14 protein-coding genes are annotated in these 14,786 nt (G+C 70.5%); 4 read left to right on the forward strand and 10 right to left on the reverse strand.

Annotation, left to right across the window (positions count from 1 at the left end; genetic code table 11):
- Window position 1: 1 nt before the first annotated feature.
- Both AVL59_RS25780 and betA read right to left on the reverse strand, forming a co-directional pair.
- Window positions 2-835, reverse strand: a complete 834-nt coding sequence (locus tag AVL59_RS25780; RefSeq protein WP_067308696.1) for a methylenetetrahydrofolate reductase — start codon at window positions 833-835, stop codon at window positions 2-4.
- Window positions 836-838: 3 nt separating this feature from the next.
- The gene (gene betA / locus AVL59_RS25785) at window positions 839-2,509 is read right to left on the reverse strand and encodes a choline dehydrogenase (protein ID WP_067308698.1); all 1,671 of its coding nucleotides are present in this window, start codon (window positions 2,507-2,509) and stop codon (window positions 839-841) included.
- A 152-nt stretch (window positions 2,510-2,661) separates the two neighbouring features.
- Here betA and AVL59_RS25790 point away from each other — a divergent pair, with 152 nt between their 5' ends.
- The gene (locus tag AVL59_RS25790; protein WP_067308700.1) at window positions 2,662-3,459 is read left to right on the forward strand and encodes an IclR family transcriptional regulator; all 798 of its coding nucleotides are present in this window, start codon (window positions 2,662-2,664) and stop codon (window positions 3,457-3,459) included.
- 33 nt (window positions 3,460-3,492) lie between these two features.
- On the opposite strand, the gene AVL59_RS25795 is transcribed toward AVL59_RS25790, so the two are convergent.
- The 7 genes from AVL59_RS25795 to AVL59_RS25825 form a co-directional block, all read right to left on the reverse strand.
- The gene (locus tag AVL59_RS25795; protein ID WP_067308703.1) at window positions 3,493-4,626 is read right to left on the reverse strand and encodes an aromatic ring-hydroxylating oxygenase subunit alpha; all 1,134 of its coding nucleotides are present in this window, start codon (window positions 4,624-4,626) and stop codon (window positions 3,493-3,495) included.
- 89 nt (window positions 4,627-4,715) lie between these two features.
- On the reverse strand, window positions 4,716-5,876 hold the full coding sequence (locus AVL59_RS25800; protein WP_067308706.1) for an NAD(P)/FAD-dependent oxidoreductase: 1,161 nt from the start codon (window positions 5,874-5,876) through the stop codon (window positions 4,716-4,718).
- Complete coding sequence (locus tag AVL59_RS25805; protein ID WP_067051502.1) at window positions 5,873-6,235, reverse strand: bifunctional 3-phenylpropionate/cinnamic acid dioxygenase ferredoxin subunit; 363 nt, start codon at window positions 6,233-6,235, stop codon at window positions 5,873-5,875. Before AVL59_RS25805 ends, AVL59_RS25800 begins: the two co-directional genes overlap by 4 nt.
- 185 nt (window positions 6,236-6,420) lie before the next feature.
- Complete coding sequence (locus AVL59_RS25810; RefSeq protein ID WP_067308708.1) at window positions 6,421-7,053, reverse strand: MBL fold metallo-hydrolase; 633 nt, start codon at window positions 7,051-7,053, stop codon at window positions 6,421-6,423.
- Window positions 7,053-8,138 carry an S-(hydroxymethyl)mycothiol dehydrogenase gene (locus tag AVL59_RS25815; RefSeq protein WP_067308711.1) on the reverse strand — a complete coding sequence of 362 codons (1,086 nt, stop codon included), beginning with the start codon at window positions 8,136-8,138 and terminating at the stop codon, window positions 7,053-7,055. The genes AVL59_RS25810 and AVL59_RS25815 overlap by 1 nt, the downstream gene beginning before the upstream one ends.
- Before the next feature lie 433 nt (window positions 8,139-8,571).
- Window positions 8,572-9,150 carry a TetR/AcrR family transcriptional regulator gene (locus AVL59_RS25820; protein WP_067308713.1) on the reverse strand — a complete coding sequence of 193 codons (579 nt, stop codon included), beginning with the start codon at window positions 9,148-9,150 and terminating at the stop codon, window positions 8,572-8,574.
- A 42-nt stretch (window positions 9,151-9,192) separates the two neighbouring features.
- Window positions 9,193-9,804, reverse strand: coding sequence for a TetR/AcrR family transcriptional regulator (locus AVL59_RS25825; protein ID WP_067308716.1), 612 nt, complete (start codon window positions 9,802-9,804; stop codon window positions 9,193-9,195).
- 84 nt (window positions 9,805-9,888) lie between these two features.
- On the opposite strand from AVL59_RS25825, the gene AVL59_RS25830 reads away from it, so the two are divergent.
- Complete coding sequence (locus AVL59_RS25830) at window positions 9,889-10,812, forward strand: SDR family oxidoreductase (protein ID WP_067308718.1); 924 nt, start codon at window positions 9,889-9,891, stop codon at window positions 10,810-10,812.
- 188 nt (window positions 10,813-11,000) lie between these two features.
- Here the strand turns inward: AVL59_RS25830 and AVL59_RS25835 are convergent, their stop codons facing one another.
- Window positions 11,001-12,161: an alpha-hydroxy-acid oxidizing protein gene (locus tag AVL59_RS25835; protein WP_067308720.1), complete on the reverse strand. Its 1,161-nt coding sequence runs from the start codon at window positions 12,159-12,161 to the stop codon at window positions 11,001-11,003.
- 109 nt (window positions 12,162-12,270) lie between these two features.
- On the opposite strand from AVL59_RS25835, the gene AVL59_RS25840 reads away from it, so the two are divergent.
- Both AVL59_RS25840 and AVL59_RS25845 read left to right on the forward strand, forming a co-directional pair.
- Complete coding sequence (locus tag AVL59_RS25840; protein WP_067308722.1) at window positions 12,271-13,308, forward strand: Lrp/AsnC family transcriptional regulator; 1,038 nt, start codon at window positions 12,271-12,273, stop codon at window positions 13,306-13,308.
- A gap of 532 nt (window positions 13,309-13,840) precedes the next feature.
- Entirely contained in the window at window positions 13,841-14,785 is a 945-nt protein-coding gene (locus AVL59_RS25845; RefSeq protein WP_335743754.1) for a DUF6424 family protein, read from the forward strand.
- The last annotated feature ends 1 nt before the right edge of the window (window position 14,786 follow it).

Here is a 14,786-nt window from a genome sequence, read left to right on the forward strand (position 1 = left end):
CTCAGCGGAGGCGGTCGAGCAGTGCCCGGCGCCATCTCTCGGTCTCCGCGATCTGGTTGAACGTGAAGACGTGCAGTCCCGCCACCCCCGCGGACGGCGCCGTGAACGCCTCCGCGCCGCGCTCGAGGAGCCGCTCGGGCTCGTATCCCCCGGGCCTGGCGAACCGCCAGAACCAGGACGCGTGCCTGGCCAGGAAGCGCGTGGACTCCCCCACGCCGATCTTCGTGGCCATGGACAGCAGCTTCGCCCGTTGCACGGGACCGGCGACGCCCACGTGCACGGGCAGTGCGACCTCCCGGCGTCGTATCCGGGTGATCCAGTCGCCGAGCAGGCGCGGATCGAAGCAGAGGTTGCTGACGATGTACGTGGCGTGCGCCCGCTTGTCCCACATCGCCTGGATGGTGATGTCGTCGTGGATGAGCGGATGGCTCTCCGGATAGCCGGTGATCCCCAGGTGCTCGAAGGGTCTGCCCAGCTCGCCGAGCCTGCGCAGGACCGGCAGCGCCCCGTCGTACGTCCCGGCCGGCGCATCGGCGTCGCCGGCCGGGACGAAGACGTCGTCGACGCCTGCCGCGCGCAGTCGTTCGACGACCTCCTTCAGGTGCGTGTCGTCCCGCAGCAGCCGTGCGGGCAGGTGCGGGACGACCCGGTAGCCGTGCGCCGCGAGCCGCTCGGTCAGGCCGAGCGTCGGCTCCAGGCCCTTGACCGGCGAGGCCGTGACCGTGACCACGATGTCGCGCGGGACATGGGCGAGGACCTTCTCCTCGGTCGCCCTCGCCGGCAGCACCTCGTAGCGGACGCGGCCGAGCAGCCCTCTCAGGGCCTCGGCGGCCAAGGCCTACCCGACCCGCTTCTGGGCGTCGCGGTACCGGTAGTACACGGCCTTCGACGGCGCGAGCGGCTCCTTGCCGAGGATCAGGTCGGCCGCCTTCTCGGCGATCATCATCACCGGTGCGTAGATGTTCCCGTTGGTGACGTAGGGCATCACCGAGGCGTCGACCACGCGCAGCCCGTCGAGACCGTGCACCCGCATGCTCAGCGGGTCGACGACGGACATCTCGTCGGTGCCCATCTTGCAGGTGCACGAGGGGTGCAGCGCGGTCTCGCCCTCCTTGGCGACCCAGGCGAGGATCTCCTCGTCGGTCTCCACCGAGGGTCCGGGCGAGATCTCACCGCCGTTGTACGGGGCGAGCGCGGGCTGGCCGAGCAGTCTGCGGGCGACGCGGATCGCCTCCGCCCACTCCCGGCGGTCCTGCTCGGTGGAGAGGTAGTTGAAGCGCAGCGCCGGGTGCTCGCGCGGGTCCTTGCTCCTGATCTTCACGGAGCCGAGCGCGTCGGAGTACATGGGCCCGACGTGCACCTGGTAGCCGTGGCCGCCGGCCGGCGAGGAGCCGTCGTAGCGGACCGCGACCGGCAGGAAGTGGAACATCAGATTGGGGTAGTCCACGTCCTCGTTGCTGCGGGCGAAGCCGCCCGCCTCGAAGTGGTTGGTGGCCGCGGGCCCCTTCCGGAACAGCCACTGCAGCCCGATGAAGGGGGCGCGCCACTTCGCCATGTACGGCTGCACGGAGACGGGCTGCTTGCAGGCGTACTGGACGTACACCTCCAGGTGGTCCTGCAGGTTCTCGCCGACGCCGGGCAGGTCGTGGACGACGTCGATACCGAGAGCGGCCAGTTCGGTGGCGTTGCCGACGCCGGAGAGCTGCAGCAGCTGCGGGGAGTTGATCGCGCCGCCGCAGAGGATGACCTCGTCGGCGTGGACCTGCTGGGGCGCTCCCTTGCCGCGCCGGTACTCGACGCCGACGGCCCGCTTGCCCTCGAAGAGCACGCGGGTGACGTGGGCACGCGTCGTGACCGTGAGGTTCGGCCGCTTCATCGCGGGCTTGAGGTACGCCTTGGAGGCCGACAGCCGGCGCCCGCGGTGGACGTTGCGGTCGAACTTGGCGAAGCCTTCCTGCCGGTAGCCGTTCACGTCGTCGGTGGGGGCGTAGCCCGCCTCCTCGGTGGCCTTGAGGAAGGCGGTGAACAGCGGGTTCGTCGCCGGGCCGCGTTCGAGCACGAGGGGGCCGTCGTGGCCTCGGAACTCGTCGTCGGGATCGGCCGCGAGACAGTTCTCCATCCGCCGGAAGTAGGGCAGACAGTGCGCGTAGTCCCAGGTCTCCATGCCGGGGTCCGCGGCCCAGCGCTCGTAGTCCATGGGGTTGCCGCGCTGGAAGATCATGCCGTTGATGCTGCTGGATCCGCCGAGCACCTTGCCGCGGGCGTGGTAGATGCGCCGGCCGCCCATGTGGGGTTCGGGCTCGGACTCGTACTTCCAGTCGTAGAAGCGGCTGCCGATGGGGTAGGTCAGCGCCGCGGGCATGTGGATGAACACGTCCCACGGGTAGTCGGACCGGCCCGCCTCCAGAACCAGCACCCGGTTGCCGGGGTCGGCCGAGAGCCGATGGGCCAGTGCGCTGCCGGCCGACCCACCACCGACGATGACGAAGTCGTAGTGCAGAAGAGCCATGGTGCCTCGTCTCGCTCGCGCCGTCGATACGCGAGGCATGCTAGTACGGGTATCGCTATACGCACTAGGTTGCGAACAACGCAACTTGCACAAGCCTTCGGTTCCCGCGGGTTGCTTGCAGGGATGTTGTTTACTGCGCGTATAGTTTCGTTATGAGCAACTTGAGCCCGAATGCCGAAACGAACGGTTCACAGGCCGGCGGGGTGCAGTCCGTCGACCGGGCCATCAGCGTCCTCGAGATCCTGGCCCAGCGCGGCGAGGCGGGCGTCAGCGAGGTGGCCGGCGAGATCGACGTGCACAAGTCGACCGCGTTCCGCCTGCTCGGCGCCCTGGAGGCACGCGGCCTGGTGGAACAGTCGGGCGAGCGCGGCAAGTACCGGCTCGGCTTCGGCATCGTACGCCTGGCGGGCGCGGTCACGGGCCGGATCGACATCACCCAGCAGGGGCGTCCGATCTGCGAGCGCCTGGCCGAGGTGATCGGCGAGACCGTCAACATCGCCGTCATGCAGGAGCAGTACGCGGTCAACCTCTTCCAGGTCCGCGGTCCGAGTGCCGTCGGCGCGCACAACTGGGTCGGCCAGCTGACCCCGCTGCACGCCACGTCGAGCGGCAAGATCCTGCTGGCCCACCTGCCCGCCAAGGAGCGTGCCGCGCTGCTGTCGGATGCCGGGCTGAAGAAGGTGACCCCGCACACGATCAGTGCCAAGGCGAAGCTCGAGAAGAACCTCGCCGAGGCCCGTGAGCGGGGTTACGCCTGGACACTGGAGGAGCTGGAGATCGGGCTGCACGCCATGGCCGCGCCGATCCGCGACCGGGACGGTGAGGTGATCGCGTCGATCAGCGCGTCCGGGCCTTCGTACCGGTTCACCGAGGAGCGGATGCACGAGCTCGCTCCGGTGCTCCTCGAGGGTGCGGAGGAGATCAGTCACCGTATGGGGTTCCTCGGCTGAGGCGCGGGCGACGGACTCCCGGCCCCGCCGGGACTACTCCGGCCGCCGGGTGCCGAGGCGCCCGAGCACCCAGTCGTGGAAGGCGCCGATGTGGTGCTCGCTGGGCACGAGCACACCCCCCTTGGCGTACAGCCGGGAGCTCATCCCGGGCTGAGTGCGCTCGCAGGCGTCGAAGTCCTGGCGGTTGACCCGGTCGAAGAGCTCCACGGACCGGCTGACGTCCTTGCCGCTCTCCACCACACCGGGGAGGTAGAGCCAGTCGCACTCGACGACCGTGCGGTCGACGGCCACCGGGTACATGCGGTGGAAGATCACATGGTCGGGCACGAGGTTGATGAAGACCTGCGGCTTGACGGTGATCGCGTAGTAGCGGCGGTCCTGGTTCTCGGACACGCCGGGGATGCGCTCGAGTCCCTCGGAACCGTCGACGGTGAAGCCGTGGATCTCCTCGCCGAACTCGGCGCCGTGGCCCACGTAGTACTGGGCGGCGTAGCCGTCGGCGAACTCCGGGAGCACCTCGGTCAGTTCGGGGTGGATCGTGGCGCAGTGGTAGCACTCCATGAAGTTCTCGATGATGAGCTTCCAGTTCGCCCTGACGTCGTAGACGATCCGCCTGCCCACCGCGAGATGGTCGATGCCGTAGTGCTCGATCGACTCCACGTCACCGAGGCGGGCGATCACCTCGCCGATGACCTCCTCCTCGAAGGAGGGCGGGTTCTCCGCCAGACAGACCCAGACGTAGCCGAGCCATTCGCGCACGGCCACGTTCACCAGCCCGTACTCGGTACGGCCGACGTCGGGCATCTTGGTGAGGTTGGGCGCCGCGACGAGCTTGCCGCTCAGGTCGTACGTCCAGGCGTGGTACGGGCACTGGAAGGCGCGCTTGACCTCACCGCTCTCCTCGGTGCGGAGCTTGGCGCCGCGGTGCCGGCACACGTTGAAGTACGCACGGACGGCGTCGTCTCGCCCGCGGGTGACGAGGATGCTCTCGCGGCCCACGTCGACGGTGCGGAAGGCGCCGGGCTTCGGCAGGTCGGAGGCGCGAGCCACGCAGAACCACATCGTCTCGAAGATGTGCTCCTGCTCCTGGGCGAAGATGCCCGGGTCCGTGTAGGAGGAGCCCGGGAGGGTGGCGATCAGGCTGTCCGGCAGGTTGGTCGAGGTCACGCTGCACTCCTCGGAAACGTCGTGGATCGGTCATTCACCCGCCGGGAAGAGCGACTTCGGACGGCGTTGGGTATGGAGCGTCGGTGCTGTCAGGGAGCGGCGGCGAGCTGCTTGCGCCAGCGGGTGAACAGCCGGGGCTGGTTCATCCCGAGTACGGCGACCGGCCGACCGGCGCGCCGGTAGACGGCCAGGAAGCAGCGGTCGTCGGTGGTGCCCTCCTCGACCGTCACACTGTCGGCACCGGTGGCATGGCCGGCGAACTGGATCTTCACTCCGTACTGGTCGGACCAGAAGTACGGCGGCCGGGGCACGCCCGGCTCCGTCGCGCCGTGGGCGAGCAGAGCGGCGACGGCGGCATCGGGCCGTTCCATCGCGCCGGTCCAGTGCTCGACACGGCGGTGCGCACCGGCGCGTGGGTCGTACCAGTTGGCGCAGTCCCCGACGGCGATCACACCGGCCACACCGGTGCGTCCGTCGGCGCCGCACTTCACGCCGTTGTCGAGTTCGATGCCGGACCCCCGCAGCCAGTCGACGCAGGGACGCGCGCCGACACCGACGACGACCGTGTCGGCGGGAACGCCGCGGCCGTTCTCCAGCAGCACGGCGTCGACCCGGTGCTCCCCGCTCAGCCCCTTGACCCCGACTCCGCACAGGAGCCGTACGCCGTGGTCCGCGTGGAGTGCGGAGACGATGCCGCCCATGGTCTCGCCGAGCGGCCCCGCCAGGGGTGTCGGCGCCGCCTCGACGACGGTGACGTCGAGTCCCAGGGCGTACGCGGTGGAGGCGACCTCGGCTCCGATGAACCCACCGCCGATCACCACCAGCCGACCGCCCCGGGCGAGGTCGTCACGCAGGGCCCGGGCGTCGTCCAGGGTGCGCAGCACGTGCACGCCGGCCAGGCCGTCGGTGCCGGGCAGCGTGCGCGCGGCCGCACCGGTCGCGATCACCACGCCGTCGGCGCGTATGTCCCGGCCGTCGGCGAGCCGGATCGCCCGCTCGGCGCGGTCGAGCCCGGTGGCACGGGTGCCGAGCACCCACTCCGCCCGCAGGTCCTCGTCGTCCCGTTCCAGTGCCAGGTCCGCTTCGCCGATGGCACCGGCCAGGAACTCCTTGGACAGCGGCGGTCTGTCGTACGGGCGGTGCGGCTCGTCGCCGATGACGACCAGCCGCCCGTCGTACCCCTGTTTGCGCAGCGAGCGCGCGGCCGACAGGCCGGCGAGCGAGGCGCCGACCACGGCCACGGTCCTCACGCGGGGCCTCCGGCCAGGCGGGCGGCGATACAGGGCGGAAGGTTGGGAGCCTCCGTCGAGATCCGCACATGGATCATGCCGTCCTCGACGACGACCTCGTGGGTACGGACCGGGAGCTTGGCCGGAGGAGCGTCGACGGCGCCGGTCCTGAGGTCGAACTTCGAGGCGTGCAGCGGGCATTCCACCTCACAGCCCTCCAGCCAGCCATCGGCGAGCGAGGCGTCCTGGTGGGTGCAGGTGTCGTCGATGGCGAAGAGCTCGCCGTCATCGGTGTGGAACACCGAGACCGGTGGGTCGATGTCGAGCCGGTGGGCCTCGCCTCGCGGCAGATCCGCGAGTCGGCACGCGGGAATCATCATGACACCTCGGTGCGTATAGCGAAACGGATTGCGATTAGCGCAACGTCAGTCTGGGGGCCGCCCGGAACCGTTGTCAAGGCGTCCACGGGCCGGGAAGAGCCGGTTGCGACGACTGCTTTCCGCGCAGGTCAAAGCGCCCCCGGACGATGAGCGTGAGCAGGCGGAACGGATGCTGTGCGGGGCGGTCAGAAGCCGCGGTCGATCCACGCCTGAAGGTGCGGCGCCTCGGCGCCGATGGTGGTGGTCTCCCCGTGACCGGTGTGCACCACGGTGGCCTCGGGCAGCGTGAGCAGCCGTTCCCGGATCGAGTCGATGATGGTGGGGAAGTGGCTGTACGACCTTCCTGTCGCGCCCGGACCGCCCGCGAACAGGGTGTCACCGCTGAAGAGCGCGGTGAGGTCCGGGGCGTGCAGGCAGACGGCTCCGGGCGCGTGGCCGGGGGTGTGCAACACGGTCAGCCGGGTGTCCGCGACGGTGAGGGTCTGCCCGTCGGCCAGTTCGCCGTCGGGCGTCCGGTCGGGATGGGTCTGCTTCCACAGCGGCAGATCGTCGGGATGCAGCAGGATCGGTGCGCCGGTGCGGGCGGCGAGGTCGGGTGCGGCGTCGATGTGGTCGTTGTGCGCGTGGGTGCACACGATCGCGCGCAGGGCGCGTCCGCCGAGGGCCCGGACGATGGCGTCGGCGTCATGGGCCGCGTCCACGACGACCGCCTCGCTGTCGTCGCCCACGATCCAGACGTTGTTGTCGACCTCCCAGGTGCCGCCGTCCAGCGAGAACGTCCCCGAGGTGACGAGACGTTCGATGCGCGCGCCGGCCATCAGAGGACCACCACCGAGCGCAGGACGTCGCCGTGGTGCATCCGCTCGAAGGCCTTCTCGACGTCGTCCAGGGCGATGGTCTCCGTGACGAAGGCGTCCAGGTCCAGGCGGCCCTGGAGATACAGGTCGATGAGCATGGGGAAGTCGCGGGAGGGCAGGCAGTCGCCGTACCAGGACGACTTCAGCGATCCGCCCCGGCCGAAGACGTCGAGGAGGGGCAGTTCCAGCTTCATCTCGGGGGTGGGCACCCCTACGAGCACGACGGTGCCGGCCAGGTCGCGGGCGTAGAAGGCCTGCCGGTACGTCTCCGGCCGGCCGACCGCCTCGATGACGACGTCGGCGCCGAAGCCGCCGGTCAGCTCCCGGACCGCGTCGACGGGATCGGTCTCCTTGGAGTTGACCGTGTGGGTCGCGCCCAGCTTCCTGGCCGTGGCCAGTTTGCGGTCGTCGATGTCCACCGCGATGATCCTGGCCGCGCCCGCAAGGCGAGCCCCGGCGATCGCCGCGTCCCCGACTCCGCCGCAGCCGATGACCGCCACGCTGTCCCCGCGCCCCACTTGGCCGGTGTTGATCGCCGCGCCGATGCCCGCCATCACCCCGCAGCCCAGCAGCCCGGCGGCGGCAGCCGACGCGGCCCGGTCCACCTTGGTGCACTGCCCGGCCGCCACCAGCGTCTTCTCGGCGAAGGCGCCGATGCCCAGAGCGGGCGAGAGTTCCGTGCCGTCGGTCAGGGTCATCTTCTGCTTCGCGTTGTGGGTGGCGAAGCAGTACCAGGGCCGGCCACGCAGGCACGCTCGGCAGTTTCCGCACACGGCGCGCCAGTTGAGGACGACGAAGTCTCCGGGTGCCACCTCCGTGACACCCTCACCGACCGACTCCACCACACCCGCCGCCTCATGCCCGAGCAGGAAGGGGAAGTCGTCGCTGATGCCGCCCTCGCGGTAGTGCAGATCGGTGTGGCAGACGCCGCAGGCCTCGACCTTGACCAGCGCCTCACCCGGACCGGGGTCGGGCACGACGATCGTCTCCAGACTGACGGGGGCGCCCTTGCTCCGTGCGACGACGGCACGAACCTGGTGAGTCATGGTCACTCCTCGGCTGGCTCAGAGTCGAGATGTTGCTCATTACGGCACACATCTCACGTGTCGCAACACAGCATCGTGGAGCACCCGGGCGGCGGTCAAGGATCCGTATGCGCCTGTGCGCGAAATCCGAGGGTGCGCAGACGAAGGGCGCACACCCGATCCCCGAGGCCGAGGGGCTGGGCCTTCGAACGCGTCCCGATGAGCGCCCCGAGCCGGGCTTGGCCAGATCGCGACAGCCGTGGGATGCGAGGTGCGCGGAAACACCGGAAACCCGAGGTCGCGCCGTACGAAACGGTACTCGGGCCACCGGTTCGAGCTCGGGCACGACCGCCTCGCCGCGCGGCACAGCCGGGGTCGCCGTCGGCACGGGTCGCCGGCCGGTTCGGACCGCTTGGATCGGATGGAGGCGGGCGAGCGCCCGTTGCCCTGACCTCTACTCCGCCGCCACGATGCGCTCCACCGCGGCCGTCACCAACTGCGCGCGCTCTGCCTCCGTGAACACGTCCGGCAAAGTGAGCTGCTCGACGATCAGCCAGTTCAGAGCCAGTATGAGCAGCTTGACGGCCATGGCATCGCCGGGGAGACCGGACGCCTCGTGGTAGGCGACGTTCGCGTCGATGTCGGCCCGGACCCGCTCGGTGAGGATCTTGCGCAGTCCGGGGCGGCGGGTGCTCTCGAGGCGGAGTTCGAGCAGTGCCAGATAGCCGGTGCGGAAGGAGGCGACGCGGCCGACGAGTTCACGCATCAGCTCGGCGTAGGTTTCCCGGTCGCGGCCGGCTGTCCGCTGGCGGGCGATGGTGTCCTTGTCGGGCTGCAGCCGCTCATAGACGCGCGCACCGGCCTGAGTGAGCAAATCGTCGCGATTGGCGAAGTAGTTGGACGCGGTGCCGACGGGTACGGCGGCCTCGGTGTCCACTGCCCGGAACGTCAGGCCCCGTGCACCCTCCCTGGCCAGCACCTCGATAGCGGCGTCCACGAGGGCGGCGCGCCGCTCGTCGTTCCGTCTCGCCACTGACACCACTCCATGCGCAGCACTACACCCGGACCACTTCAGTCAGAGTACTGGATGGGAGCCTTCGGAGATGCGGGGGGAAGCGACCTCACCGCCCATGGTCACAGCCTTGAGCTCGTTCAGCGATTCCCTCATCAGCTGCGACATCTCGCGTTCCTCGGACGCCGCGATCCAGCGCTCGAAGCCGATCTTGAAGACGGCGACCCCCGCCTCCGCGGCGAGGCTCGCGGCCGGCTCCGCGACGCCGCGCCGACGCAGGGTCTCGGCGAGCGCGGCCGACAGCGTGGCGAGCTTGATCAGCTCGCGCTCCCGGAGTTCCGCGTTCGCCGTGATCACAGCATGTCGTTGGCGCGCGTACTCGCGCCGGTCGACGAACACCTCCGAGACCGCGTCAAGTCCCGCCGCCAGCGCATCGACCGGCGCCACGGACTCCGCAGCACCCGCGACGGCCCGCACGAACAGCTCCTGCAGGTCACCGGAGCCGGCGAACAGCACCTCGCGCTTGTCGGCGTAGTGCCGGAAGAAGGTCCGCTCCGTGAGCCCGGCCCGTTTGGCGATCTCCGCCACGGTGGTCTGCTCGTACCCGCGCTCGCTGTACAGCTCCAACGCCGCTGTCGCCAGGCGTCCGCGCGCGTCCGGCTCCCATCTACCCATGCGCAGATCTTACGTGATGACAGTCTCTGACATCAGGTGTACTGTCGATGTCAGTAACTGACATCAGTAGATCGGGGCACTCCCATGCGCATCTTCGTGACCGGCGCGTCCGGCTGGATCGGCTCAGCAGTCGTTCCCGAACTCATCGACGCGGGGCACCAGGTCCTCGGGCTCGCCCGCTCCGACGCCTCGGCCGCCGCACTCTCCCAGGCCGGGGCCGAGGCCGTCCGGGGCACCATCGACGACCTCGACGTCCTGAGGAACGCGGCCGCCGCGTCCGACGGGGTGATCCACCTCGCCTTCAAACACGACATCGCCTTCTCGGGCGACTTCCGGGGCGCCGCCGAGGCCGATCGCCGAGCGGTCGACGCCTTCGGCGACGCCCTCGCCGACTCCGGCCGTCCCTTCGTCCTCGCCTCCGGTCTGGCCGGGATCGCACCCGGGCGTGTGGCGAGTGAGCGGGACATGCCCGCGCTCGACGGCTCGCCGATCTCGACCCGGGCGGCCACCGCACAGGCGGTCCTCGCACTCGCGTCGCGCGGCGTGCGCTCGTCCGTGGTGCGGCTCTCCCCCACCTGCCACGGCGAGGGCGACAACGGTTTCATGGCAACCCTGGTCGCCCTGGCCCGCGCCAAGGGTGTCTCCGGCTACATCGGCGACGGGGCCAATCGCTGGCCGGCCGTCCACCGGTTCGACGCCGCACGGCTGTTCCGGCTGGCGGTCGAGAAGGCTCCCGCCGGATCGGTGCTGCACGGGGTCGCGGAAGAGGGTGTGGCGATCCGCGACGTCGCCGAGGTGATCGGCCGTCACCTCGACGTGCCGGTGACCTCCGTGCTCCCGGGGGCCGCGGCCGAACACTTCACGTGGCTGAGCGCCTTCCTCGGTCACGACGTCCCGGCGTCCAGCGCCCTCACCCGCGAACTGCTGGGCTGGAAACCGACCCACCCCGGCCTTCTCCCCGACCTCGAGAAGGGGCACTACTTCCGCCTCCCGGCCACCACGGACTGACCCGGTCCGGGGCGCCGCCTGCGCGGTGAACGTACGGCGGCACCGCTGTTCCGCCACCGGTACCGGGTTCCGCGCGGGGGCCCGGCACCGGCGCAGGCACGGATCGTCCGCGTCGTCGGCGGGAAGCCCCCGGTACGGAACGGCCCCTTGCACGGACCGGCGCCGGGCAGAGTGCCCGGGCGTGGGTGTCAGGTGAGACGGCGGAGGGCGTCGGGGGTGACGTCGGCGAGGGTGGGATAGCCGTCGACGGCCATGAGCAGGTCGGCCTCGGCCAGCAGGGACCGCAGCACATGGACGACACCGTCAGTGCCGGCCAGAGTCAGGCCGTAGACATAGGGGCGGCCGATGCCGACCGCGGTGGCACCCAGGGCAAGGGCCTTGATGATGTCCGGTCCGGTGCGGACCCCGGAGTCGAACAGGACGGGCAGGCCGTCGGCGGCCTCGACCACTTCCGGCAGGGCGTCGAGCGCGGGCAGGCCGCCGTTGGCCTGCCGGCCGCCGTGGTTGGAGCAGTAGATGCCGTCCACGCCGCCGTCCTTGGCGCGACGGGCGTCATCAGGGTGGCAGATGCCCTTGAAGATCAGCGGCAGGTTGGTGATCGACCGCAGCCAGGGAAGGTCGTCCCAGGTCAGGGGGTTGCCGAAGATCTTCGCCCAGTGCATGACCGCCGCGGCCGGGTCGTCCTCGGGAGCCTTGGCGAGCCGGGAGCGGAAGACCGGGTCGCTGGTGTAGTTGGTCAGGCAGTGGCCGCGCAGCTGGGGGAAGTTGCCGGCCGTCAGGTCGCGGGGCCGCCAGCCGGTGATCCAGGTGTCGAGGGTGACCACGATGCCCTTGAAGCCCGCCGCCTCGGCCCGGTGGACCAGGCTCTCGGCCACCTCCCGGTCGGTGGGGGTGTAGAGCTGGAAGAAGCCGGGGGTGTCGCCGAACTCGGCGGCGACCTGCTCCATCGGATCGACGGTCAAGGTGGAGGCGATCATCGGCACGCCCGTGCGGGCGGCGGCGCGGGCGGCGGCGAGGTCACCGTGGCCGTCCTGGGCACAGAGACCGAGCACGCCGACCGGGGCCATGAACACCGGCGTGGGCAGGCGCATCCCGAACAGATCGACGGACAGGTCGCGTCGGGTGGGGCTGACCATCATGCGAGGCACGAGGCCCCACTGCTCGAAGGCGCTGACGTTGGCCCGCTGGGTGTACTCGTTGCCCGCACCGCCGACCACGTAGGAGCGCACCGCCGTCGGCATCGCCGCCTCGGCCGACAGCCGCAGATCGTCGGACGTCATGGGCAGGCTCGGCAGCACCCCACGCAGTCCGTCGAGGTAGATCTCGTCCTGATAGTCGGCGAAAGCCATGATGCAGCCCTCCTGTACGCCCGCCGGGTGCGGCCGCTCGAAGTCCACAATGGGATGGTGGCGCAGGAAAGCCGCCGAAGGCAGGATTCTGGCTCACAAGGCGGGAACTATGCAGGATGATGCACCATCGCTGCTGGGAGAGGATGAACTCGCGCTGATCAGCGCCCTGCAGCTGAGGCCGCGGGCCTCATGGACCGAGCTCGGGCGCGCCCTGGGCGTCGACCCGGTCACGGTCGCTCGCCGCTTCGGCCGTCTGTCCGAGCAGGGCGCCGCCTGGGTGGGGTTCTCACCCGGCCCGCGCCTGTTCGAGCAGATCTGCGTGGCCTTCGTGGTGATCGACTGCGCGCCGGGAGCGACCGCCCAGGTCGCCCAGGTACTGAGCGCCCACCCCCACATGGTGACGATCGAGCGCGCGGCGACCAGCCACGACATCCTCGCCACCGTCGCCGCCCGCGACCTGCCGGCCCTTTCCCGCTACACCCTCGACCTGCTCCCGCACGTTTCCGGAATCGCCGCTGTGCAGGCCAGGATCGTCACCCACATGTTCACCGAGGGCGGCCGCTGGCGCGTCGCCGCTCTGGCTCCCGGCCAACGCGCCCAGCTGACCGACCCGTCCCCGGCCCGAGCCCCAGTCGTTGCCCGAGGCGAGATCACCCCGTTCGACCGCGCCCTCGTCGCCCGGCTCGCCCAGGACGGCCGCGCTTCCTACCAGAGCCTGGCCAACGACCTCGGCGTCAGCCTCTCCACGGCCAAGCGTCGCCTCGAACTGCTCAGCCGCCGCGGCCTCCTGCGGTTCCGCTGCGACTTCGCCCGCCCCCTCGGCGGCTGGCCCGTCGCGGTCACCCTCTGGGCCAAAGTCCCACCCGCCGAGCTCCCCGAGATCGGCCAGGCACTCGTGCGCCTGCCGGAGACCCGCAACTGCGCGGCCGTCAGCGGACCCCACAACCTCATTCTCCAGGCCAGCCTGCATTCCGTCAGCGACGTCCTGCGCCTGGAGATCCAGCTCACCACCGCTCACCCGAACCTCGACATCGTCGACCGCGTCGTCACCCTTCGCCAGGACAAGCTGCTCGGGCATCTCCTCGACGCCCATGGCCGCTCCGTCGGCGCCGTCCCGCCCGACCTCTGGGCGGAGCCGACGATGTGACGCACCGAGACCAAGAGGTGCAAGGCCGACGCCGGTTCCTGAGCGGAGCCGGGCGTGCGGCGCACTGCACGGTGCTCGCGTGCGTGGGCCCCGGCGGTCGGTGTCCGGCGAAGTCGAAGTGCGCGTCCGTCACACTGAGCACCGCACCTGTACCGGAGCAGCCGTACCGCGCAAACGGCAGTCCCGGTCACGAACGACGTGCTGGGGCACCGGAATTCGGGGCTGCCACCGCGCACGGGCAGCACCCACGGCGCCGCCGACAGCTCGGACGACGCCCCCTCTCGCGTCCGCGGAGCGGGAACATGCTCCGGCCGCGGGCACCCTCGTATCCGTGCGGTTCGTGGTGGAGGCTGCCGTTGGGCCAGTCGCTCCACACGAGCGCGAACACCGCGGCGGACTCACCCGGACCGCGCCATGCGAGGTTCCCAGCCCAGCGGCGAGGACGGATCCCTCCGTGTGGCAGTCGAAGCGCTTGGCCGCTTTCCACGTTCATCGGCGCCTCGAGTCGCGGCACACCGGTTCGAGGCGCACGATGACTGCAGGGGGACTCTGCCCCGTGCGGCGGGGATCAGTGCGCGGGGCCTGGCCGAGGAGGTCAGCCATGGCTCAGGCCGAACTCCATCCGGGCGGCGTCGAATCGGAGAACCATCCGTGGAAGATCCGCCTCGTCGAACACCCGAAGCGATTTGAATCGGCGCAGTTCACCGCCGCCAAGAAGACGGCACACGAAATCCTTCGCAAGATGAACGACGCCGACCTGCCCTACGGGCCACGGCCTGTCGATGCGGGGCCCGAGCACGCCGAGCACTGGGAGATGCACCATGGCGGCAGCCTGTGGGTCATGGGCTCTCACGGCTGGCTGATGTACCGCGCCCGGGTGGGCATCGAGTGGAGCATGCAGTTCTGCGCCGACCCCGACAAGGTCGAACGGCTCCGGCAGGAGGCCGCCGAGTTGGTCGACGCCTTCCCCCGCACTCTGCCCGCGCTGGCGGAACTGGGTTACGACCGCGCCGAGGAACTGCTGCGCACGCCGATCAAGGACGCCGACGGGGTCGAGGCCTGGACCGACTCCCTGTTCAACGCGTGCGTGCCGCTGAGCCGCGAGAACCACCAGGGGATCCTTCCCAAGGTGCCCGGTGAACACCACTACCCCTGGCCGGTGAAGGGTGCGGACTTCGTGCGCTACGACGACTTCCAGCTGTGGGTGACGCTGCCCGACGGCACCCATGGCGCCGTGGCTCCGGTGGACCGCCGCGGCTCCGGCGACGGACACGTCCGCCTGGCCTTCGCCCCCGAGGGCAGCGCCGCCGCGGCGACGCTCGCGGAGGCGCAGGACCGTGGACTGATGGCCGTTCTGCCGGCGAACAGCCCGGTCGCGCTGCAGGCCTACTCCCGGCAGATCTCCCCCGACCGGCGCACCGCCTCCGGTCCTCTGTCGGCCGAGGCGTCACGGCACGGCCGCCATCGCTCCGGCTAGC

Source organism: Streptomyces griseochromogenes (assembly GCF_001542625.1).
In the GTDB taxonomy this organism is placed as follows: domain Bacteria; phylum Actinomycetota; class Actinomycetes; order Streptomycetales; family Streptomycetaceae; genus Streptomyces; species Streptomyces griseochromogenes.